Genomic DNA, 22,181 nt, shown 5'->3' on the forward strand with positions numbered 1-22,181 from the left:
GGAGAGCACCATGAAGTATAAGTTGTTATTTATTAGCCTTAGTATAAGTGCAGTGCTTTGCAGTACTCACTCGCAAGCTGCTATGCGCCAATATACAGCAACCCAAGACAACTCCAACTGGGAAGTCGTTAAAACAACGCGCTTACAATGCCAATTAAATCATGAGGTTCCTTATTACGGTGAAGCTATTTTTAAAGCTTCAGCAAGTAAAAATAAAAACTTAACGTTTAATTTAGATATGGTTGTTCGCCCAGATAACTACGCAATTGCAGGTTTAAAAGCAGTGCCACCTACATGGCGTGCAGGATTGCCCGCTCGCGATATTGCAAACATGAAATTACTTAAAAAGTTTGATGGCGAGCTAGGCAATAAAACAGCATGGGAAATGCTTACCGAGCTTGAAAAAGGCTACTACCCTACTTTTTATTATCAAGACTGGCAAAACAGTGCCGATAAAATTGCCGTTGGTATATCGAGCGTAAACTTTAAACAAGCTTACTGGGCTTTTTTACAGTGCCGCGATGAACTACTCCCTTACAGCTTTGAAGATATTTCGTTTACTGTAATGAACTATCAATCTAACAGCAGTAAATTAACTAAATCGTCGCAACAACGTCTTGATAAAATTGCTGAGTATTTAAAAAATGATGCAAGCATAGAGTCTATTAGTATTGACTCATACACTGATAGCTATGGCGGACGCTGGAATAACTTAGATTTATCGCGCAAGCGCGCCAAAACTATAAAAGATTATATGGTGAGCTTGGGTGTTGATGAAGCCAAAGTACAAACAACCGGTTTGGGCGAAAAACGCTTTGTTGATAATAACGATAACATTTTAAGCCGAGACAAAAACCGTCGTTTAATTATTCAAATAGAAAAAATGTAGTAAAGCTAATTTGCGCTTACTTTACTGCGTTTTAAAAACTTATCACCAAATTGAAAAAAGCCCAGACTAATTAAAATAATAACCGCACCAATTATTAACTCTTGGCTTAATGACTCATTATTTAGCCAAGCTCCCAAGCCTAACGCAAAGCTAGGAGTTATAAGTGTAGTAAGTGATACCGTGCTTGCATTAAGGTTTTGCAGCACATGAAAATACGCCAAAGCCCCTACTAAAGATCCAAATATTCCTAGATAACCAATAGCCCACAATGATTTTGCACTCCAGTTTTGTATATGCAACTCACCATCTAATAACCACCAAGCAATAAAAAAGAGTGGGGTTACAAAAACTAAGGCACCAAATGTTGTTGCCATAGGATGAATCGCAATCTGCACACGCTTGATCATCACACCACTTAAACTAAAAAAGCAGACAGCCATAAACACATAAAGCAACCCAAGTCCTTGAGTTTGCGAGTTTTGTACTTGGTTATAACTAACAAAATATAAGCCAATTAAGGCGCACGCTAACGCAACTAATTTAATCGGGCTAAATTTAGGTTCATTTAATAACTGCTGAGCAAGTAACCCCGACAAAATAGGTGCAAGGCCAAACATAAGCGAAATAATACCCGAAGGGACTGTTTTAGCTGCCATATAGCTCAACAACATACCGCCAAAAATACCTATACTCGAATAAAAATAAAGTAAGCACGCATTTTTGCTCCAAGGTACTCTAATGTTTGTTATGGCAACAATTAAACCACCTAAAAACAACCCCACCAGCATACGCATTAATACAGCAAGCGTTGGCGATACTGTTTCACTGCTCCACACAATCCCTAGAGGTGTAGTAGACCAAATGAGAACCATAAAAAAATACGATGCTTTTACCGGCACATGCCAATCCTTAGCGTTTTATAACGCAATCCAACGTACATAAAATTATACCCTCACCACCCTATTTTAATACTTTTAAATGCATACAAGTCCTTAATAAATACAGTTGTAAATTGTAAGTTACATTTTAATACTGCTCTTTTATTACAAAACTATTTGAGATTTGAGTAACTAGTTATATCGTGCATGTATATTAATAATAATTAAGGTAATTAAGTGCTTAAAAATAAAACAACTGGAAGCATGTTAATTGTTGCAGGCACCACTATTGGTGCGGGTATGTTGGCATTGCCAATTGCATCTGCCGGGCTTGGGTTTAGTACTGCGCTTGCATTAATAATTGCTAGCTGGTTACTAATGACCTACACCGCACTACTCATGTTAGAGCTACACCAGTATGCACCACGCGATGCTACATTAAATACATTGGCTAAATTATGGCTTGGAAAACGCGGACAATATATTGCGAATTTTTCGATGGTTTTTTTATTTTACGCTTTATGCGCTGCTTATATTGCAGGTGGTGGTGTACAACTCCAAGCGCGTATAAATATAGGCTTTGATATAGATATAGCCCCACAGTTTGGCTCTGTAATCCTCGCTGTTATTATTGCAAGTGTGGTAACGCTAGGTACTAGCAAGGTAGATAAACTAAACAGAGTGTTATTTACAATAAAAATTATTGTATTAGCTAGCTTGTTTTACATGCTTACCCCTTATGTGCAAGGTAAGCATTTATTAGAGATGCCTGTGGAGCAAGGGTTAATCCTTTCAGCTATACCGGTTATATTTACTTCGTTTGGCTTTCATGGATCTATCCCCTCTATTGTTAAATATGTTGGTGTTGAAATAAAAGTACTGCGCAAAGTAATGATTGCTGGAGCCGCCCTACCTTTAGTCATTTATATTTTTTGGCAACTACTTAGCCAAGGTATTATGAGCCAAGCTGATTTACTCAACAGCCAAGGTCTTAATGGGTTTGTATCTAGCGTGGCAAGTATTGCGCATAACTCAAGTGTGGCAACGGCCGTTAAGTTATTTGCTGATTTAGCACTTGCGACATCATTTTTAGGGGTGAGTTTAGGGTTATTTGATTTTTTTGCTGATGCATTTAAAAAGGGTGACAATAAAACAGACCGAATTAAAACGGCCTTAATTACGTTTATTCCGCCACTTGGCTTTGCATTATTTTATCCTCAAGGCTTTATTATGGCCTTAGGTTACGCAGCAATAGCACTTGTTGTACTGGCAATATTTTTGCCTGTAGCAATGGTTTATAAACAGCGTACAACATCAAATAAAACAGGTTACCAAGTTAAAAGTGGGAATGTTGGGCTTGGTATAGCAGCTATATGTGGCATAACGATTATTGCTGCGCAGTTTATGCAAATGGCGGGGCTTATTCCTGCTATCGGTTAAAGGTTGCTGCTAATTGTTTAAATTTAGATAATAAAAAACCGCACATCATTAGTAATGATGTGCGGTTTTTTATATTAAATACGTTTATTTACAAACGTCAGCTACAGCATTTGAAAAGTATTCAATATTTGAATGACTAACACCTGCAACATTTACGCGGCTAGAGCCAACAATGTAAATGCCGTATTCTTTTTGTAGGCGAGCAATTTGCTCTTTATTAATACCTAAGAAAGAAAACATACCGTTTTGGCGTTCAATAAATGAGAAGTCTTGAGCAATATCTTTCGTTGCTAAGCTTTCTTTAATTAAGCTACGTAAGCCATTTATACGACTACGCATTTCATCAAGCTCAGAGTGCCACAATTGTGTAAGCTCTGTACTGCTTAAAATAGTATTAACAATATCGGCACCATGCGCTGGCGGCATTGAGTAAATACTACGTACAACGCTTAGCATTACAGAGTTTGAAATATCTGCTGTTGCGCTGTCTTTTGCAATTAGTGAACATGCACCAATACGCTCGCGGTATAAGCCAAAGTTTTTAGAACATGAAGAACAAATAATTAGCTCTTCTACTGCATCGGCTAAAATACGTAAGCCACGTGCATCTTCTTCAAGTGAGGCACCAAAGCCTTGGTACGCAATATCAACAAGTGGTGTAAAGCCAACTTCTTTTGCAAGTTCGGCAACCGTGTTCCACTGTGTTTCGTTTAAATCCATACCGCTTGGGTTATGACAACATGCATGCAGTAAAACCACATCACCTTTAGGCACTTGTTTAAGTGTGTTGATCATTTCATCAAACAATAAATCTTTATTTTCGTAATCGTAATATGGGTATTCTTTTACTGTTAAGCCTGCAGCTTCAAACAAGCTAATATGGTTAGCCCATGTTGGGTTAGTTACCCAAACAGTCGCGTCTGTATTACAACGCTTAATAAATTCAGCTGCAACACGAAGTGCACCCGTACCACCAGGAGCTTGCGCAGTACGTACGCGGTTAGCTAGTAATACTTGATGCTCACCTAATAGTAACTGCTCCATTTTTTGGCAGTAATCTAAATTACCCGCTAAACCAATGTAAGATTTGCTCATTTCGTTTTCAAGACGAAACGCTTCAGCTTTTTTAACCGCTTTAAGAACCGGTGTATTGCCTTGCTCATCTTTGTAGACACCTACACCTAAATCAATTTTATTAGGGTTTGTATCTTGTTTATAGGCCGCCATAAGGCCAAGAATAGGATCTGTTGGTAATGGTTTTAATACTGAGAACATTGGCTATCTCTTATCGTTATTTAGGGGTTAGCTGTTAAGCTAAGCTTAACATAAAAGCACATCATATTGACTAGCGTTATTTACACTAGAAAGTGAGGAATTTTAATACAACATGCAATTAAAACGGCAAGCGTCTTTTCATCAAAAAAATCATTTTTAAAGGCTTCTGCATCTACAATACCAACGCATTCATTTTGTGCATTAAATAAAGGTAGGCAGGTTTCTGATTTAACTTTAGGATCGCATGTGTAGTATTCACCACCTTGTGATAAATACGTTTCAACGTTATTAATAATGCGGCCCTTGTGAGATAGCGCAACCTGTACGTTGTTACTGCCAGCCGCAAATGCTTGCGTTAAAGGAAACAACGGACGACTAGGCGCTCCATGATAAGCCAATTTTAATAGTTGATTACCTTCAGGGGTATTAGTTGATTGATAAATACCATACCAATCAACGCCCGTTTGCTGCTCAATGTAGCTTACAATACTTTGTAAAGTAGCCAGCTTAAACTGTGTTTGCTCATCATTTTTAATATAGTCAGTTAATTTGAATGGCTCATCTTGTAAGTAACCAAATAAACTACATGCACCGCCCTCGCCAAGCTCAGGTATTTGATACTCCCAACACACATCAGGCAAAGCAGTGTTTGCTAAATGTAGATCAAGCTTTTCAAGCTCTGTTAAAATCAAAGCTGGATTAGTACTAAGTTGTGCTTGTTTTAAGTAAGAAGAAATCATTTGGCCATCCATACATCTAAAGTTTCGAGAATAATAGCATGGATATTTTTACAGAGCTAGCTCAACTTGTAGCACATTTCAACTTGGTTACCACTGGCGTTATAGGTGACTTTTTCGGCTATTTCTTCTAATAAAGACACCCCTCTGCCAAATTCGTTATTAGCCTTTGCCAACTCATCGTGCTTACTACTAAACCCTCGACCTGAATCACAAATAATAAAATATAAACTGAGCGTGTCGGGGCAATAGCGCATATCAATAATAATCATAGCATCGGTAAGTTTAGCAAGGGCAGCCTCTCTCAACTCGTAATACCGAAAAAAGCCGTCTTCTTGTTTTTTAATTTCTGAGTTAAGTCCTAATACACCATGGTCAAGCGCATTGTTGTAAGCCTCAGACAACAGTAAAAATATATTAGAACGATGAGTATTTAACCCCTCAACACTGCTTAAAATATTAACGACGTCGTAAACGGGGTCTGTTTTTTTTATTTGCTCTGAGTTTAAGCTCAAAGACAAATTAAAAGCTAAAGTAGAAAATGCTTCTCGCTCTTGTTCCTCAGGAATTAAAGGCAGGCAGTTTAGTAAAACAATGCTTAAATCGTCTTGCTGCTTAGTACCATCTGCAAACTTAGTAACATTAGCAACTATGTCTTCACTACTAATCATCGATTTACTTTTTAAGGTTTGTAAAAAACGCTCCTCCCCAAAAAATATATCCTCTTTGTTTGCCGTTTCTATAATACCGTCGGTTGCTAATACTAGGCGTGTATTACTATTTGTTTCAAAATGAATAACTTCATATTCAAATTCTTGTTCATCTAAAATCCCCAGCGCCATATGCTGCGATTCTAATGTTTGTTTTACATTACCGTCTTTATCTATTAGGTAGGCATCGGGTAAGCCGCCCATCCATGCAGAAACACTTTTACCTGATGCACTAAGCTCTATAATGGTTGCAGCACAAAACATATGCCCAGGTAGTAGGTTGTACAGTAGTGTATTTAGCTCACAGGCAATATCGTTAACCGCCATGCCTTTTTGTACCATAGTATAAAACACACGAGAAGTTGGTAATGCACCAATAGCTGCAGCAAGGCCATGGCCCGTAAAATCTCCCAACATGCAATACAAATTACCGATTGGGCTTTGCGCTACTAAAAACATATCGCCGTTAAACATAGAGGCAGGTGATAAATTAAAATCTAAATACTCTTTAAACTTACCTTGGTTTTCTAATGAGTTATTAAAAATGTGCTCAATTATTTCGTGTTCACGTTCAATTTGGTTGTGATGATATTCAAGCAATTTCTTTTGTTGGTTTGCTTTTTTACTTAGCTCTCTGGTGCGAATATGTGCTTTAATTTTTGCATGCAGAATTACTTTTTCAAATGGTTTATGAATAAAGTCATCGCCACCCACTTCGAGGCAGCGCTCAAAACTTGCTTGATCTTCTAAGGAGGTTATAAAAATAATCGGTAAGTAAACTTCACTATACTGCTGCTTTATTTTTTCAGCAGCTTCAAAACCATCCATTACAGGCATTAAAACATCAAGTAAAACAACGTCTATTTGCTCTCTTTTAAGTACATTAAGTGCATCTAGCCCGTTATAAGCCACTGATATTTTATAACCCTCTTGCTCAAGCATTTTACTTAGTAAAATGCGATTGAGCGCCTGATCATCTACAATTAACACATGTATCATTAGCTAATATCAAACTTTTTATCAAAACGTGAAATTTGTAGAATTTTTCTAAGCTGTGGTTGGCAATTGCTTATTTCGATAGTTTTCACTTGGCTATCAATTGTTTTTTTCATGTTAAGTAACATGCCAAGTGCTGAGCTATCCATGTAGTCAGTCTCTCTTAAATCGATAATAACCTTTACTGTTTTTTCGCTCATTTGGGCATAAGCTTGGCGAAAAGATTGCACTAAATTAAAGTCAAATTTACCTTTGATTTGTATTGTTAATGTAGTGCCATCGACTGATTCATTCTTAGTTAAACTCATATTAAACTCCAATAATATTTCCTTTGAACTAAATATAACCTGTTAAAAGTATTTAGCAAAAAGAAAAACACACAACTTCAAATTTGCTATCATTTACGCCAATATTTAATTAATTTTTATCCATAAAGGTAAGGTATGAGTGATAGTCACTTAGTATATTCAACAAGTACGGGGCGCATTGACCAGCCAAAACCAGAAAAAGAGTTAGAAGCTAAGCTTTTTAAAGATGGTTTTATTCGCATTGAGCGTCAAACAAAAGGACGTAAAGGCAAAGGCGTAATGTTAGTTGTAGGCATTGATCCAAAAGATCATGATTTGAAAAAGTTAGCTAAAACTATAAAAAGCAAAATGGGTCAAGGCGGCGCAGTAAAAGAAGGCATTATTGAAGTGCAAGGTGATGACCGCGATAAACTAAAAGCCATTTTAGAAGCGTTAAAATTTAAAGTTAAAATTGCGGGTGGTTAACCCGCAATTTTATTAACTACTTACTTCGCTATTTGAGAGTTCATTTAACCTTTCATACAATTTTGGTAGTTCGTGCTCAGCAATTGGTTTACTAAAATAATAGCCTTGTACAATGAAACAATTATTATTTTGTAAAAACTGCATCTGCTCTATTGTCTCAACCCCTTCTGCGACCACGTCTAGCTTTAACTTTTGCGCCATGGCAATAATAGCGGCAGTAATTTCCATATCATTTGTATCCTCAGGGATATCTTTTACAAATGAACGGTCAATTTTCAATATATCAACCGGGAATCGTTTTAAGTAACTGAGTGACGAATAGCCAGTACCAAAATCATCAATAGAAATAGATATACCTAAGGCTTTAAGCTCGTGGAGTTGTGTAATTGCAGCTTCTACATTTCCCATTAGCATACTTTCAGTCAGCTCTAAGTGAAGGCGCTTAGCCGAAACACCCGTCCTAATTATCATTTTACTCAGTGTTGAGACTAAGCTTGAGTCTTTGAACTGGCGAGCCGATAAGTTTATCGATATATTATTTTCTAAGCCTTGCTTTGTTAATCTTACGGCAAAATCACAAGACTCTTGAAGCACCCATTCGCCTAATTCAACTATAAGGCCTGTCGCTTCTGCAATAGGAATAAATTTATCTGGAGGGATTGCGCCTTCAGTTGGGTGGAACCATCTTAATAACGCTTCATAGCCAATGACCTGATGAGTACGACTATCAACTTGAGGTTGGTAGTAAACTACAAACTGTTTTTCTTTTAGTCCTATACGTAGCTCATTTTCAATAAATAAACGCTCATTAGCAGCTGCGTTCAATTCTTGGCTATAAAAATGGAATGTATTACGCCCTTTTGCTTTTGCCTCATACATTGCTAAGTCAGCATGTTTTAATAACTGATCCTCTTCTAGGCTATCGTACGGAGCCATTGTAATACCAATACTCGCGCTCACAATAACTTCATTACTACCTAGTTTTATAGGCACATTCAGTGTTTTTTGAATTGTATTGGCAACATCAGTCGCGTGAGCTTGGCTTTCTATACCACTGAGTAATACTGCAAATTCATCACCACCTAAGCGCGCTATGGTATCCTCGGCTCGTAAACGTTTTTTAAGTCTGTTTGCCACTTCAATTAATAATTGATCGCCGGCATCGTGACCTAATGTATCGTTAATACGTTTAAATTCGTCTAAATCAAAGTAAAACAATGCAAATGCATAGTGCCCGCGTTCTGCTAATGCCATTGACTTACGTAATTGCATTCTAAAAAACGTTCTGTTGGCAAGGCCCGTAAGGGTATCAAAGTAAGCAAGCTGCTCCATTTTACGCTGGCTTTCTTTTACAAACGAAATGTCTTGTGCAGATGCTACATAGCTGGTTATTTCACCGCCCTCTTCACGAATTGGCGAAACACTTAAAGATACCCAAATTGGCTCTTTATTCAAGCCTTGAATTAATGTATCACCGCGCCAGTAATTACGGCTGCGTAAATCTATGTCTATATCTTCAACTAAAATAGACATTTCTGAGGCAATAATATTAAGTAATGGTGCTCTATTAAAATGACTTTCTGGGTAGCCGGTCATTTCGAGCATTTTTGGATTTACGTATTCAATTACAAAATTCTCATCGGTGATCACAACCCCAGTGCCAGAGAATGCTACCGCTTTAGATAAACGGTTAGCTGCTTTTTCAGCAATTTCTTTTTCTGTGATTCTCTGGTTTAAGCCATCGATAAGTTTGCGAATTTCTACCGTCATGTCTCTAAATGAGCCATTAAGCGTGCCAATTTCGTCTTTGTTTTCTGGTGGGAATTCTGTAGTTAATTGACCTTTGCCAAAACTTGTAACTGCATAAACCAAAGTATGTAAACGGCGAAGGACTAGTTGATAAAGCGCTTGATGCAGCAATAAGGCAACTAATATTGCGTATAAAATAAAGAGACCAAAAAACTTCAGTTTTAAATCTTGTAATGCAGATAACGTAGATGAACGCTTTTTATATACCCCTATGTACCAATCTAAGTCATCAATCTTACGAATATTGATAATATGAGCTTCGTCATTTTTTTCAAACGAATTTGCGTATTCAGGTAACTTCACCGCAATTACATCGTCAATAATCGACTGCAGCGCTGGGTTTACAAATTCATTAGTAGCGAGTGCTTTATTATCACTACCATAGTCGGCTAGTAAGGTCGGATTTAGATCTGGGTGTGCTAACAATTGCCCTTTACTATCAAACACAAGTAGGTGTTTTTCTTTATCACCAACAGGTAAAAACGAAATAAGTTTGTTGAGGGAAATATCGCTCCCCGTCACACCTAAAAACTCATTATCGACATAAACTGGCACTAGTAAGCTAATAACCCATTTGCGCCATACTGTATCGTAATAGACTTTTGACCATGCAGGCTCTCTTACTGTTTCAAGCGTGCTTTTAATCGATTTATAGGTTGAGCCATTCGTTGCTCTAAAGTCGGCAGGTGCGTTTAATGCCCAATTTGGAGGAGAAACACGAATAAAATCATCATCTGTTATTAGATAAAAGTTAAAAAAGTCGTGTACCAGTGTAGGAGAAATTATACGCCACAGCATCTCAGAATCATTAAATAGGCGTTTATAAAAAGGAGAGTAATTTTGCTGTGGTAAAAATGCTGCTGATAAACCATCAGCCGAGGCACTTCGAATCGTACCGTCACTATTAAATTGTAACTGTGATTTATTACTTAAATTAATTGGTGAATTGGGTTGAAAAAGTTGTTGTGTTACTACGTTATTAGCTTGCTGAGCAATATTTACTTTTGTTTTAATGCGCTCATTAAATTGCTTCACTAATAAATCTGTCGAGCTTTTTAAAACTTCGTGTTCTTCAAAAACGAGTTGTTTCTCTTCAGATTTAAGCATTAAGGCAGCCGCACATACCCCAGCTATTAAGCAAATAGCGGATATGAGTAGCGATAGTTTTACACTTAAAGAATTCAATCCAAAACGCGATGGAGGGCGTCTGTAAACCACGGGTCAACCTTAATTATTAATAATTGTTATTATTTGAACCAGTTAACGAAATATACCAGATCCGCATTCATATTTATAAATTATTTGTAAACTTTCTATAAAAACTAATATAGGGAAATAAATAGTACTCTAAGCTTATTTAGATCTTTATTGACATTGTTAGCAACTCTCCATACATTAACTGTATGAATATATTTATCTCTCGCACTTTTTTTTCGTTTTTTAGCTTCTTTATATAGAAGAGGCTTCCCTGTTTGTGAGATAAAATCAATCGAATAGTAAAGCCTCCCAACCGGGAGGCTTTTTTGTTTTTGCTGTGTAATAACAGCCTACTTTTGGAATGAGGATACCAAAATGACAAATGATGTATTAAATGCACTAAGACACGATATAAATGAAATAGACTCCGATTTACTCGTGTTATTAGCTAAACGTCGTCGTATTAGCCACGGTGTGGTTGAGTATAAAATTGCTAACAACAAGCCAATTCGCGATGAAGCACGTGAACTCGCACTTTTAGAGAAACTGATTGGTTATGGTAAATCACTAGGTTTAGATGCTTACTACGTGAATAATGTTTTTCAAACTATTTTGGAAGACTCTGTTTTACACCAACAAGCAATGCTACAAAAAAACCTGAATCCAGATGCCCTTAGTGAAACACACCGTGTAACTTACTTAGGTGGTCAGGGTTCTTATAGCCAACTAGCATGCCATAAATATTTTAGCCGCCGCCCGGGTAAATTAGTTGAAATTGGCTGTACATCGTTTGACGAAATAACAGGTAAAGTAGAAAACGGCCAAGCTGATTTTGGTTTATTACCCATTGAAAACACAAGCTCTGGCAGTATTAACGAGGTGTTTGACTTATTACAGCACGCGCAAGTGTCTATTGTTGGAGAAGTAACTCACAGTGTAGAGCATTGCTTACTCGCCAACCCCGATACTGAACTTAGTCAACTAACAAAAATATTTGCACACCCACAACCATTTGCGCAGTGCAGCCGCTTTTTACAGGGCTTAGGTGATTTACAACACGAAACATGTGACTCAACATCAAGCGCGCTACAATCAGCTCTGAACACACCATACAGTGCTGCAATTGGCTCTGCACAAGCGGGGAAAAACGTAGGGCTTGAGGTTATTAAATCAAACCTAGCTAATCAAAGCGAAAACCATAGCCGCTTTATTGTTGTTGCACGTAAGCCTCTACAAGTGTCTAACCAAATTCCAACTAAAACTAGTTTGATCATGTCGACAAAACAACAAGCGGGCTCACTAGCCGATGCGTTAATGATTTTTAAGCAGCATAAGATTAATTTAGTAAAACTTGAATCTCGCCCTACTCCGGGCAATCCGTGGGAAGAAGTTTTTTATGTTGACCTAGAAGCAAACTTAGCTGAAAGCCAAGTAAAAGAAGCGCTAGAAGAACTTAAAGAGCACACCCAATATGTACGTATTTTAGGATGCTACCAAAGCGAGTCACTACAGGCAGTAAGCGTAAATACTTAATAAGCAATTTTACAAATCAAAAAGGGCCGATATCGGCCCTTTTTCGTTAACTAGTACCAGTCTGCATAAATATTTTAGCAATTTAACGAATTAAATCCCCATACTTAAGCAAACGGTATAACAAATATTAATCTAAAACTTTTGAATCATTCGCTTTATTTAATAAGCTCCTGCTTTGCGTTAAAAAGTGTTCTGTCGAGTCAGAAAAGTAAACTTTAGCCTCAGCAAAAGAGTCAATAAGCGCTGCTTTATCTCCCGCTTTTAATTTTGCTAATGTACTTGCGAAGGTATCTTGGTACTGTGCAAGTAAGGTTTCTACATCATCGAATTGTGCTAGCATAATATCTGAGTAAAGCTCAGGCGACTGCGCAAATAAACGCCCTACCATCATCAGTTCTAATTGATATATAGGTGACGAGCAGCTACGTAATTCTTCTAGTGTATGACTTTGTTTTGCTAGAAATTGTCCGTACACAAATGTCGTTAAATGGCGCATTACCTGAATAATTTGCATTGCTTCATCATGCTTTTTAGCATCAAGTTCAACAAGCTGACAACCCCATACTTGTAACTGCTGTAACAAACCTTTTGCCGCTTGGTGTTCTCGCCCTTCACATACAACAACTGTTTGTTTTACCCAGTGTGATATATCAGGCCCAAACATAGGATGTAAACCAACCACAGGGCCACTGTGCGCAGCTTTTAGTGCTTTAATAGGCGATTGCTTTACCGATGTAATATCAACTAGTAAACAGTCTTCATCTAGTTTAGGTAACTTAGCAACGACAGCGTCCAATGCATTAATAGGTACGCTAATCATTACCAGCTTGGCACCTTTTAAAATACTTTTAGCATCGTTTTGCTGATCTTTATCTAAAATTTTAACTTCGTAACCTGAGCGAATAAACTGCTGTGCAAATAACTGGCCCATGGCGCCTTGACCACCCACAATTACAATTGGCGAAAGCTCTGGCGCTGCGCATGCAAGTTTTGCTTGTTGGTTTTGATAGGCTTCTCGCATCATACGTCTAAGTATATCTTCAACGAGATCTGGGCTTACATTTTGATTTATTGCTTCTTGTCGTCTTGCCGCTAATAGCTCTGCTTCACGGGCAGGTGCATGTAAAGGTGCGCCTGTTTGTTGTTTTATCTCACCAATTTTTTGCGTAATACCATTACGTTTAGCAAGTAAGGCAACAAGTTGTGCATCGCATTCATCTATACCTTCTCTTAGCTGTGCTAAATCACTTATGTCAGCCACGTTCGTCCCACCTTAAAAAACCAAATAACGTAAATATAAATTTACATAAAAGTAAACTAATCAATACGATAAATACTAACAGGATCAGCTAACTGAGAAAAGGCTAAAGCGGAAATTTTACTAATGAGGAATTGAGAATTGAGAATTGAGAATTGAGAATTGAGAATTGAGAATTGAGAATTGAGAAAATAATATTCTAAAACCAAAACGGGTTGCAACCCGAAGGATGCAACCCGTTTTTTTGCGTTGATAAACAGCGCGTATTAGTTAAGTTTTTCTCTAATACGTGCAGATTTACCAGAACGCTCACGTAGATAGTAAAGCTTAGCACGGCGAACTGCACCGCGACGCTTAACTGTTACGCTATCAATAAGAGGGCTGTGCGTTTGGAATACACGCTCAACGCCTTCACCGTTCGAGATTTTACGAACTGTGAATGCTGAGTGAAGACCACGATTACGCTTAGCGATTACAACACCTTCAAAGGCCTGTAGACGCTCTTTAGCACCTTCTTTTACTTTTACCTGTACAACCACTGTATCACCAGGGCCAAATGCAGGTACGTCTGTTTTAAGCTGCTCATCTTCAAGCGCTTTAATAATATTTTGGTTTACTTTTGCCATTATGTTTCTCACTTTCCTAGGTGTAACTGTCTTCTAGCCACAAGCTTTTTGGTACTCTTGCTGAAATTTCGCGAGTAATACCGCTTGCTCCTCAGTCAGAGCTAGGTTATGCAACAAGTCAGGACGTCGTAACCAAGTTCTGCCTAATGACTGCATAAGCCGCCATTTTGCTATCTCTTGGTGGTTACCACTGAGTAATACAGCAGGAACCTGTTTGTCGTCCAATGTTTCTGGTCGTGTATAGTGTGGACAATCTAACAAGCCATCCGAAAATGAATCTTGTTCCGCTGACTGGTTATGACCTAACACACCTGGCACTAATCGCGCTACTGCGTCAATTAATGTCATGGCAGGTAGTTCACCACCACTCAAAATAAAATCACCAATTGACCATTCTTCGTCAACATATGATTCTATTATTCTCTCATCTATACCTTCATAGCGACCGGCAATCAAAATCAGTTTTTTAGAGTTAGCGAGTTCGCTAGCACCTTGCTGATCAAGTTTGCGCCCTTGCGGGGACATATAAATTACTTTAGCACCATCACCAGCTGCTTTTTTAGCTTCGGCAATCGCTTTTTTTAATGGCTCAACCATCATTAACATACCAGGTCCGCCCCCGTAAGGACGGTCATCTACGGTTCTATGCTTATCTAAAGCGTAGTCTCGCGGATTCCAGCAGTTAAAATCAATTAAGCCATTTTTTACTGCGCGACCGGTAACACCTTGGTCTGTAATAGCGTCAAACATGTCTGGAAAAAGGCTTATCACCCCTACCCATAATGAACTAGTTTGCGTCATTAAAAACCAGGATCCCAGTCTACGGTAATTTCTCTTGCGTCGTATTTAACTTCTTTAATAACTGAATCAGTTAAAAAAGGAATCAAACGCTCAGCTTGACCAAATGCGTCTTTACTGTTTGCTTTAACAACCAGTACGTCATTTGACCCTGTCTCCATCAGGTCATCAACAATGCCTAAGCTATAACCTTTATCGGTTACAACAGACATGCCAATGAGATCTCGCCAATAGAACTCACCTTGCGGGAGTTCTGGTAAATGCGCTGCATCCATTGAGATTTCAGCATGGGTATAAGCCATTGCTTCGTCTCGGTCGTTTACCTGCGCAAATTTAGCGATAAAGCCTTTGTTGTGGCGACGCCAGTCGACCACTTCTAAGGACTGCCATTTACCTTGCTGCCCTATCAACCACGGGCTGAAATCGAAGATCCCTACGGGATCATCAGTAAATGAATGTACCTTAAGCCAGCCCTTTATACCATATGGGGCACCGAGCTTTCCTACGACAATTATTGATGAGGTGTTCTCTTGACTCATGGTTACACTTACGCCTATTAAGCCGCTTTACGAGCGTCTTTTACTAACTTAGCTACGCGATCTGAAAGAGATGCGCCCTGACCTACCCAGTGTTCAACACGTGGTAAATCTAAACGAATTTTTTCTTCTTGACCTGAAGCAATTGGGTTAAAAAAGCCTACTTTCTCGATGAAGCGACCGTCACGCGAGAAACGGCTATCCGCAACCACAATTTGATAGAAAGGGCGTTTTTTAGCGCCACCACGTTGCAAACGAATAGTTACCATACCGTCCTCTATAAAGATTGACTGTTTTCATTAATAAGATTTACTCCCCAGAATGGGGAGCTGGGGAATTGTACGAGTTTTTGGCAATAACGCAAGTAAGAAGTGAACCAAAAAGGCAGTTTAGTAGGTTAAACCGTGATCTCAACGACAAATAAGAGTTAAAGGTGTATTACATGCATAATTTATTCAACAAAAAAGGAGCTATTTGCTCCTTTAAATATGATTCGCTATTATTTTAAAAAGTAACTTAATGGTACTTTTTAAAATTTAGGACCGCCGCCGCCCATCATTCCAGGTGGTAACATGCCTTTCATACCGCGCATCATTTTAGTCATGCCGCCTTTACCTTTCATTTTTTTCATCATTTTTTGCATTTGCGTAAACTGCTTAAGCAACTTATTAATCTCTTGTACTTGTGTACCAGAGCCAGCTGCTATGCGTTTTTTACGCGAACCTTTAATGATTTCTGGGCGTGCACGCTCTTTTTTAGTCATAGAGCTAATAATAGCTTCCATTTGGATAAATGTTTTATCACCCATTTGACCTTTAACAGCATCTGGTAAGTTAGACATACCAGGGAGCTTATCAAGCATTGACATCATGCCACCCATGCTTTTCATTTGCTTTAATTGGTCAGCAAAATCATCAAGAGTAAAACCTGCGCCTTTAAATACTTTTTCAGCAACTCTAGCAGCTTGCTCTTTATCTACTTTCATCTCGACTTCTTCGATTAATGAAAGTACGTCACCCATGCCTAAAATACGCGACGCTATACGGTCTGGGTGGAAAGGTTCAAGTGCGTCAGTGCGCTCACCCACACCCATAAACTTGATAGGCTTGCCAGTGATGTGACGAATAGATAAAGCAGCACCACCACGCGCATCACCATCGGTTTTTGTTAATATAACACCGGTAAGTGGTAATGCTTCGTCGAATGCTTTAGCTGTATTCGCCGCATCTTGACCTGTCATTGCATCAACAACGAACAAGGTTTCAATTGGATTGATTGCTTTATGAAGATCTTTAATTTCATCCATCATGTTGCTATCAACATGTAGACGACCTGCAGTATCAACAAGTACTACATCTATAAATTTCTTTTTAGCATGAGAAATTGCAGCGGTTGCAATATCAACTGGCTTTTGCGAAATATCACTTGGGAAGAAATCAACATCAACTTCTGCTGCAAGCGTTTCTAGCTGTTTAATCGCCGCAGGACGATAAACATCGGCACTTACTACAAGTACTGATTTCTTTTTTCGCTCTTTTAAAAACTTAGCAAGCTTAGCTACACTGGTGGTTTTACCCGCACCTTGTAGACCCGCTACCATTACAACGGCTGGCGGTTGCGCATTTAGACTTAGCTCTTCATTAGCCTCGCCCATTGCTTTTTCTAGTTCTTCACGCACTATTTTTATAAATACTTGGCCTGGGCTTAAGCTTTTTGTAACTTCAACCCCAACTGCGCGTTCTTTAACTTGTTTTACAAAGTCGCGAACAACAGGCAATGCCACATCGGCTTCTAAAAATGCCATACGCACTTCGCGAAGTGTGTCTTTTATGTTGTCTTCCGTCAGACGGCCACGGCCACTGATATTTTTTAAGGTTTTACCTAATCGTTCTTGGAGGTTCTCAAACATGTAACGGTTCCGATAAGACGTTTATATCAATCCATTTAAATTTTACGATTAATTTGATTTTTCAATTAACCTAGATTGACTTATTAAGTTTCAATTAAAAGTAGTATACCGTATATGGCGTCTTACAATATAGTGTTCAAGTGCACCTTGATGAGTTTCTTTTTTTAAGGTCTATGCATTTGCTTTGCTATAAAATACAATGGCTATATAACAACAAGGTTTATTTTGTCTCAAATTAAGTGGCCCAAGCACAATGCTGATTATTAGTTTAACTATTATTGCCAGTTTATTTTATGTGTTAGCAACGTCTCACGTGCTTTCACGCCTGTTTCATCAACAAGGCCCAAGCCAAAAAGTAACTGTTATTTTAAGCACGGTTGCTATAGTGGCGCACATGCTGCTGTTAGTTAACTCTGTTTTTAGAGCCGACGGTCAAGATTTAAGTATCGTAAACGTCGCTCTTTTGACGTGCTGGGTGATTGTGGTCTCGGTGACGGCTGTCTCGCTAAAATTCCCTGCAACTTTATTGTTGCCCGTTGTTTATGGTTTTGGTGCCTTACTAACCATTGCCAGTTTATTTATACCTCATCATATTTTATTGCAAAGTATCAATATTGAGGTGGGTTTAGTAACGCACATCTCTTTATCTTTGTTAGCCTACTGTATTTTAATTATCGCTACTTTATACGGTGTACAGTTTTACTTTATTGATAAACGTTTAAAACGTAAAGATTTAGCAATTGTACATAGCCATCTTCCGCCTTTAATGGTTGTGGAGCGCCAGCTTTACCAACTTCTTAATTTAGGCACTATATTACTCACATTTGCATTACTTTCAGGGTTTGTATTTCTTGATGGAATGTTCGCTAAAGAGTTCATTCATAAAACAATATTATCGTTAGTTGCGTGGGCTATTTTTGCCGTTGTAGCTATCGGGCATATGAAAAAGGGTTGGCGCGGTAAACCGGTGGTTATTACAATCATGGTCGCTGCATTTGTCCTCACACTCGCTTATTTTGGCAGCCGTTTCATACAAGAAGTGATACTAAATAAGTTTTAACTTGACTCTGCTTGCTCACTCTAGCTTAATACGCATTGATTTATAAGAAAAGGATCCATCGTTGGACGACATATCGACAAGTACCCTATTTATCATTTTAGGTTTTTTGGTGCTTTTTTCTGCTTATTTTTCTGGTTCAGAAACCGGAATTATGTCAATCAATCGTATACGCCTGCGACACCTCGCTAAAGAGGATCATCGTGCAGCTAAACGAGTCAGTAAATTACTTAGCCGTCCAGATAGGCTCATCGGTTTAATTTTAATCGGTAATAATCTTGTTAATATAGCAGCAGCCCAAGTTGCAACCATTATAGGTATTCGCCTTTACGGTGACCTAGGTATTGCTATAGCAACGGGCGTGTTAACTCTAGTTGTGCTTATATTTGCAGAAGTAACCCCTAAAACCCTTGCTGCTCTTTATCCTGAAAAAGTTGCCTTTCCAAGCTCTATTATTTTAAAAGGGCTACTTAAAATAATGTTCCCTTTTGTGGTTGTTATTAACTGGATGACCAACGGAATATTGCGATTATTTGGTATTAGTGCCGCACAAATCGACGAACACAGCATGAGTAAAGAAGAATTAAAAACAGTACTCAATGAGTCAGGCGCACTTATTCCTGCTCGTCATCAAAGTATGCTGACTTCAATTTTAGATTTAGAACAAGTAACCGTTGAAGATATTATGATCCCACGAAACGAAATTGTGGCCATTGATATTAATGACGATTGGAAACTAATTAGTCGCCAGCTTACCCATGCGCAACATACTCGTGTGTTGTTGTATCGCGATAATATAGATGATGCAGTAGGTTTTATTCACTCACGTGATGCGCTTCGTCTACTTACAAAAGAGCAATTTGATAAACCCTCTTTGCTACGGGCTGTACGTGAAATTTACTTTATCCCTGAAGGAACATCACTAAATACTCAGCTATTAAAGTTTCAGCAATCTAAAGAACGCATAGGCTTAGTGGTAGATGAGTATGGCGACATCCAAGGCCTAGTGACCCTAGAAGATATTTTAGAAGAAGTTGTTGGCGATTTTACAACTACGCAAACTCGTACGCCGAGCGAAGAAGTAGAAACACAAACTGATGGCTCATGTATTGTGGATGGCGGCGCTAACGTACGCGATTTAAATAAAGAAATGGGTTGGGATTTCCCGCTCGATGGACCTAAAACTTTGAGTGGTTTAATTGTTGAATACTTGGAGAATATTCCTGATGCAAATATTAGTCTGCGTATCGCGGGATATCCTATTGAAGTACTCGAAGTAAAAGAAAATATGATAAAACAAGTGAAGATACTGCCGAATAAGCGTTCTCGCTAAATAAAAAAGGAGCCAATTGGCTCCTTTTTTATATCCATTAATAATTATCTAGCCAAATATAAGACGTTCAAACCAACCTTTATCAAGCTCTTCTTCGCAGTGTTTTAATTGTGCACCATAACGGCTCGCTCTGTGCTTAACTTTGTTCGCAACACCCATTAGCCACTTTTTCTTTTTGTACGTGCCACGCTTATACCCACCCCAACCTTCATGATAATTAAGGTATTGTGCGTAAGCATCCCATTTAGATATTTTATTTACTTTATGCGTTTTATAAACAAACCACGCCATAAAGTCAATTGCATCGTCAAAGTCATCTCTATCAGCACCGTTGTTGCCTGTTTCACGAATATAATCAGACCATGTTGGTGTTTTAGCTTGCGAGTAACCATAGGCATCACTTGCGCGACCGGTAGGAATTATCCATAAGAAGTACTCCATAGGCGGAGCGGCATCATGCTTAAATGAGCTTTCTTGGTACATCATACTCATGAGTACATGCTTGGGAGAACCCCATTTTTCTTGTGCATCTTTTGCATCGAAATACCAATCGGGCTTTTCTTCAAAGATTTTACATAAATCGTTAGGTTGCTTTGGGGGCGCTGTAGCACAACCGGCTAAAGTAATGGCGAGAGATAGGATAATTGCATTTTTTTTCATTTTTCTAAGATCTCACAGAACTTTTCTAAAAAGTGTGGGTCTGACTCAATGAATGCACCAGTACAGCATTAATTCATCCCTGAATATATTTACGCAGCCAACTTAGGCTGCGTTTTTTTGCTTAAATGTTGCTAAATACTAAGGTTATTTACCGTCAAAATACGCATCTAAAAACGCGGTAAATGACTGGGTATCTGCTTGCTCAATTGCAGCTTGTGCTTCGTTAGACTCTACAACTTGTTGTTCCAGCCAAGGCTTTAAAAACTCGCTGTAGTCAGTATCTGCGTGGCTTTGCTTATATTTACTAGCCAATGCTAGTGCAAAGTGACCGTTGTCTAAACCAGACTCTTTTAATTGTGACACGTAACGTCCAGAGTAAGTAAGCTCTGGATTATGTATCCACGTTGCCATGCGCTTTATAGTATCTGAGTAATAGTTAACACCATAAGCATTATCCATCCATTTAGCGACATCTGTAAGCTGGGTAAATATTTCATCGCCCCACGACTGAAGGCTACGCTGTGTGTTATTAAAGTTAAGCATTAGCCCTTCTTCTCGACCTTGGTTTACTACTGTGTCGAGATTTTCAGTACTACGTGCTTGTTCTTTCCAATCCATTGGAGCTGAATCTTTTAATAAACAATACGTTAAAAACACATCTAAAAAGTGAATTTGCTCAATATCAATACCAACTTCGCTAAACGGGTTAACGTCTAATGCGCGAATTTCTACGTATTCAATGCCTGCTCGAAGCAATGCATCCGTTGGCGTTTCGCCACTTTTCGCATTGCGCTTAGGACGAATTGGCGAGTAAAATTCGTTTTCAATCTGCAGAATATTTTTATTTAACTGCTTAGGGTTTTCACTCTTGTAGTCATCAAGATCACCATAAATTTCTGATGGTGTGTTGATTGCTTTTTTAAGGCCCGCTACATATTCATCTAACGAGTTATACATTACGCGTAGTGACGACTGAGCGCTATTTGTATAACCTAAATTACCTAAACGCAGTGCTGTACCAACTTCTAAGTAAAGCGTGCCTTTACCTAGTTTTTTAAATGGTAAGTCAGTTTTTCGACCTTGCAAAAATGAGTTACACAATGCTGGCGATGCGCCAAACATGTAACTTATTAGCCATAGTTCGCGTTTAAAGTTACGAATAAGCGATAAGTAGCCTTCTGAAATAAAATCTTGAAGGCTTGCATTGCTTTTTTGTAAAGAATGAAGTGACTGCCAAAGCGTATCTGGGAATGAAATATTAAAGTGAACACCTGCAATTGCTTGCATCATACTACCGTAGCGATTTTTTAATCCTTCACGGTATAGTGTTTTCATTTGACCAGTATTTGAACTACCAAACTGAGCTAGCACTATATCGTCTTGGTGCTCAATAAAACACGGCATGCTAATGGGCCAAAGTAGTTCATCGCCCATTTTTTCTAGAGTGAACTTTTGAAGGTCTTTTAATTGCTTAAGCGTTTGCGTTGACGATTCACTAACTGGAGTAATAAATTCAAGTAAAGACTCAGAAAAATCAGTTGTGATATGGCCGTTAGTTAACGCACTGCCCACACCTTTTGGGTGACCTTGAGGTGATATTGCACCATTATCTTGTATTCTTAGCGACTCTCGCTCTATGCCACGTTTAATGCCTTTAACTGCATGTTGGTGCTCATTTACTGATAACGCTTCAAGTGCGTTAGTTAAATCATGTGTTGTCAAAAAATCTTTCCTCGGGCCACGTGGCTTAATCATAAGGTTATGGGG

At 38.5% G+C, this 22,181-nt stretch carries 20 protein-coding genes and 1 other annotated feature; of the genes, 6 read left to right on the forward strand and 14 right to left on the reverse strand.

Annotated features, from left to right (window positions below; translation table 11 throughout):
• Nucleotides 1-10 precede the first annotated feature (10 nt).
• Nucleotides 11-889 carry a flagellar protein MotY gene (locus I6F45_RS06895; RefSeq protein WP_010554639.1) on the forward strand — a complete coding sequence of 293 codons (879 nt, stop codon included), beginning with the start codon at nucleotides 11-13 and terminating at the stop codon, nucleotides 887-889.
• Between the two features lie 5 nt (nucleotides 890-894).
• Here the strand turns inward: I6F45_RS06895 and I6F45_RS06900 are convergent, their stop codons facing one another.
• Nucleotides 895-1,788 carry a DMT family transporter gene (locus I6F45_RS06900; RefSeq protein WP_166376786.1) on the reverse strand — a complete coding sequence of 298 codons (894 nt, stop codon included), beginning with the start codon at nucleotides 1,786-1,788 and terminating at the stop codon, nucleotides 895-897.
• 216 nt (nucleotides 1,789-2,004) lie between these two features.
• On the opposite strand from I6F45_RS06900, the gene I6F45_RS06905 reads away from it, so the two are divergent.
• A complete protein-coding gene (locus I6F45_RS06905; RefSeq protein WP_197160049.1) occupies nucleotides 2,005-3,207 on the forward strand; it encodes an aromatic amino acid transport family protein in 1,203 nt (400 codons plus the stop codon).
• 84 nt (nucleotides 3,208-3,291) lie between these two features.
• Here I6F45_RS06905 and I6F45_RS06910 read toward each other — a convergent pair whose 3' ends face one another.
• From I6F45_RS06910 to I6F45_RS06925, 4 genes are all read right to left on the reverse strand, one after another.
• Nucleotides 3,292-4,482 (reverse strand): amino acid aminotransferase, encoded by a 1,191-nt coding sequence (locus I6F45_RS06910; protein ID WP_010554636.1) that lies wholly within the window; start codon nucleotides 4,480-4,482, stop codon nucleotides 3,292-3,294.
• Nucleotides 4,483-4,562: 80 nt separating this feature from the next.
• Nucleotides 4,563-5,222 carry a GAF domain-containing protein gene (locus I6F45_RS06915; protein WP_165741580.1) on the reverse strand — a complete coding sequence of 220 codons (660 nt, stop codon included), beginning with the start codon at nucleotides 5,220-5,222 and terminating at the stop codon, nucleotides 4,563-4,565.
• 56 nt (nucleotides 5,223-5,278) lie between these two features.
• Nucleotides 5,279-6,928, reverse strand: coding sequence for a SpoIIE family protein phosphatase (locus I6F45_RS06920; protein ID WP_121954292.1), 1,650 nt, complete (start codon nucleotides 6,926-6,928; stop codon nucleotides 5,279-5,281).
• Nucleotides 6,928-7,233 (reverse strand): STAS domain-containing protein, encoded by a 306-nt coding sequence (locus I6F45_RS06925; protein WP_002962948.1) that lies wholly within the window; start codon nucleotides 7,231-7,233, stop codon nucleotides 6,928-6,930. Before I6F45_RS06925 ends, I6F45_RS06920 begins: the two co-directional genes overlap by 1 nt.
• Before the next feature lie 135 nt (nucleotides 7,234-7,368).
• Here I6F45_RS06925 and I6F45_RS06930 point away from each other — a divergent pair, with 135 nt between their 5' ends.
• A complete protein-coding gene (locus I6F45_RS06930; protein ID WP_007581414.1) occupies nucleotides 7,369-7,698 on the forward strand; it encodes a translation initiation factor in 330 nt (109 codons plus the stop codon).
• A gap of 12 nt (nucleotides 7,699-7,710) precedes the next feature.
• On the opposite strand, the gene I6F45_RS06935 is transcribed toward I6F45_RS06930, so the two are convergent.
• Nucleotides 7,711-10,725, reverse strand: coding sequence for a bifunctional diguanylate cyclase/phosphodiesterase (locus I6F45_RS06935; RefSeq protein WP_021032079.1), 3,015 nt, complete (start codon nucleotides 10,723-10,725; stop codon nucleotides 7,711-7,713).
• Nucleotides 10,726-10,917: 192 nt separating this feature from the next.
• Nucleotides 10,918-11,035, forward strand: a sequence feature (Phe leader region).
• 44 nt (nucleotides 11,036-11,079) lie between these two features.
• On the opposite strand from I6F45_RS06935, the gene I6F45_RS06940 reads away from it, so the two are divergent.
• Complete coding sequence (locus tag I6F45_RS06940; protein WP_007581410.1) at nucleotides 11,080-12,237, forward strand: chorismate mutase; 1,158 nt, start codon at nucleotides 11,080-11,082, stop codon at nucleotides 12,235-12,237.
• 127 nt (nucleotides 12,238-12,364) lie between these two features.
• Here I6F45_RS06940 and tyrA read toward each other — a convergent pair whose 3' ends face one another.
• From tyrA to ffh, 6 genes are all read right to left on the reverse strand, one after another.
• Nucleotides 12,365-13,498, reverse strand: a complete 1,134-nt coding sequence (gene tyrA, locus I6F45_RS06945; protein WP_010554632.1) for a bifunctional chorismate mutase/prephenate dehydrogenase — start codon at nucleotides 13,496-13,498, stop codon at nucleotides 12,365-12,367.
• Nucleotides 13,499-13,761: 263 nt separating this feature from the next.
• Nucleotides 13,762-14,121 (reverse strand): 50S ribosomal protein L19, encoded by a 360-nt coding sequence (rplS, locus tag I6F45_RS06950; RefSeq protein WP_007581406.1) that lies wholly within the window; start codon nucleotides 14,119-14,121, stop codon nucleotides 13,762-13,764.
• Nucleotides 14,122-14,154: 33 nt separating this feature from the next.
• A complete protein-coding gene (gene trmD, locus I6F45_RS06955; RefSeq protein WP_007581405.1) occupies nucleotides 14,155-14,922 on the reverse strand; it encodes a tRNA (guanosine(37)-N1)-methyltransferase TrmD in 768 nt (255 codons plus the stop codon).
• Complete coding sequence (gene rimM, locus I6F45_RS06960; protein WP_010554631.1) at nucleotides 14,922-15,458, reverse strand: ribosome maturation factor RimM; 537 nt, start codon at nucleotides 15,456-15,458, stop codon at nucleotides 14,922-14,924. Before rimM ends, trmD begins: the two co-directional genes overlap by 1 nt.
• 17 nt (nucleotides 15,459-15,475) lie before the next feature.
• The gene (rpsP, locus tag I6F45_RS06965) at nucleotides 15,476-15,724 is read right to left on the reverse strand and encodes a 30S ribosomal protein S16 (protein ID WP_002962192.1); all 249 of its coding nucleotides are present in this window, start codon (nucleotides 15,722-15,724) and stop codon (nucleotides 15,476-15,478) included.
• A gap of 260 nt (nucleotides 15,725-15,984) precedes the next feature.
• Entirely contained in the window at nucleotides 15,985-17,364 is a 1,380-nt protein-coding gene (ffh, locus tag I6F45_RS06970) for a signal recognition particle protein (protein ID WP_007581399.1), read from the reverse strand.
• A gap of 253 nt (nucleotides 17,365-17,617) precedes the next feature.
• Between ffh and I6F45_RS06975 the strand changes: the two genes are divergently transcribed.
• Together I6F45_RS06975 and I6F45_RS06980 are read left to right on the forward strand one after the other, a co-directional pair.
• Nucleotides 17,618-18,424, forward strand: a complete 807-nt coding sequence (locus I6F45_RS06975; RefSeq protein WP_024593585.1) for a cytochrome C assembly family protein — start codon at nucleotides 17,618-17,620, stop codon at nucleotides 18,422-18,424.
• A gap of 61 nt (nucleotides 18,425-18,485) precedes the next feature.
• Entirely contained in the window at nucleotides 18,486-19,754 is a 1,269-nt protein-coding gene (locus I6F45_RS06980; protein ID WP_007581396.1) for an HlyC/CorC family transporter, read from the forward strand.
• A gap of 48 nt (nucleotides 19,755-19,802) precedes the next feature.
• Here the strand turns inward: I6F45_RS06980 and I6F45_RS06985 are convergent, their stop codons facing one another.
• The gene (locus I6F45_RS06985) at nucleotides 19,803-20,414 is read right to left on the reverse strand and encodes a transglycosylase SLT domain-containing protein (RefSeq protein WP_010554629.1); all 612 of its coding nucleotides are present in this window, start codon (nucleotides 20,412-20,414) and stop codon (nucleotides 19,803-19,805) included.
• A gap of 144 nt (nucleotides 20,415-20,558) precedes the next feature.
• Entirely contained in the window at nucleotides 20,559-22,136 is a 1,578-nt protein-coding gene (gshA, locus tag I6F45_RS06990; RefSeq protein WP_165729582.1) for a glutamate--cysteine ligase, read from the reverse strand.
• Nucleotides 22,137-22,181 lie beyond the last annotated feature (45 nt).

The organism is Pseudoalteromonas sp. SWYJZ19 (assembly GCF_015864375.1).
GTDB classification, from domain to species: Bacteria; Pseudomonadota; Gammaproteobacteria; order Enterobacterales; family Alteromonadaceae; genus Pseudoalteromonas; species Pseudoalteromonas arctica.

Bases quoted from the DNA above. Each gene is read 5' to 3' on its own strand.
- I6F45_RS06895 (WP_010554639.1), top strand. From the start codon at position 11: ATGAAGTATAAGTTGTTATTTATTAGCCTTAGTATAAGTGCAGTGCTT.
- I6F45_RS06910 (WP_010554636.1), bottom strand. From the start codon at position 4,482: ATGTTCTCAGTATTAAAACCATTACCAACAGATCCTATTCTTGGCCTT.
- I6F45_RS06915 (WP_165741580.1), bottom strand. From the start codon at position 5,222: ATGATTTCTTCTTACTTAAAACAAGCACAACTTAGTACTAATCCAGCT.
- I6F45_RS06920 (WP_121954292.1), bottom strand. From the start codon at position 6,928: ATGATACATGTGTTAATTGTAGATGATCAGGCGCTCAATCGCATTTTA.
- I6F45_RS06925 (WP_002962948.1), bottom strand. From the start codon at position 7,233: ATGAGTTTAACTAAGAATGAATCAGTCGATGGCACTACATTAACAATA.
- I6F45_RS06930 (WP_007581414.1), top strand. From the start codon at position 7,369: ATGAGTGATAGTCACTTAGTATATTCAACAAGTACGGGGCGCATTGAC.
- I6F45_RS06940 (WP_007581410.1), top strand. From the start codon at position 11,080: ATGACAAATGATGTATTAAATGCACTAAGACACGATATAAATGAAATA.
- rplS (WP_007581406.1), bottom strand. From the start codon at position 14,121: ATGGCAAAAGTAAACCAAAATATTATTAAAGCGCTTGAAGATGAGCAG.
- trmD (WP_007581405.1), bottom strand. From the start codon at position 14,922: ATGACGCAAACTAGTTCATTATGGGTAGGGGTGATAAGCCTTTTTCCA.
- rimM (WP_010554631.1), bottom strand. From the start codon at position 15,458: ATGAGTCAAGAGAACACCTCATCAATAATTGTCGTAGGAAAGCTCGGT.
- rpsP (WP_002962192.1), bottom strand. From the start codon at position 15,724: ATGGTAACTATTCGTTTGCAACGTGGTGGCGCTAAAAAACGCCCTTTC.
- ffh (WP_007581399.1), bottom strand. From the start codon at position 17,364: ATGTTTGAGAACCTCCAAGAACGATTAGGTAAAACCTTAAAAAATATC.
- I6F45_RS06975 (WP_024593585.1), top strand. From the start codon at position 17,618: ATGCTGATTATTAGTTTAACTATTATTGCCAGTTTATTTTATGTGTTA.
- I6F45_RS06985 (WP_010554629.1), bottom strand. From the start codon at position 20,414: ATGAAAAAAAATGCAATTATCCTATCTCTCGCCATTACTTTAGCCGGT.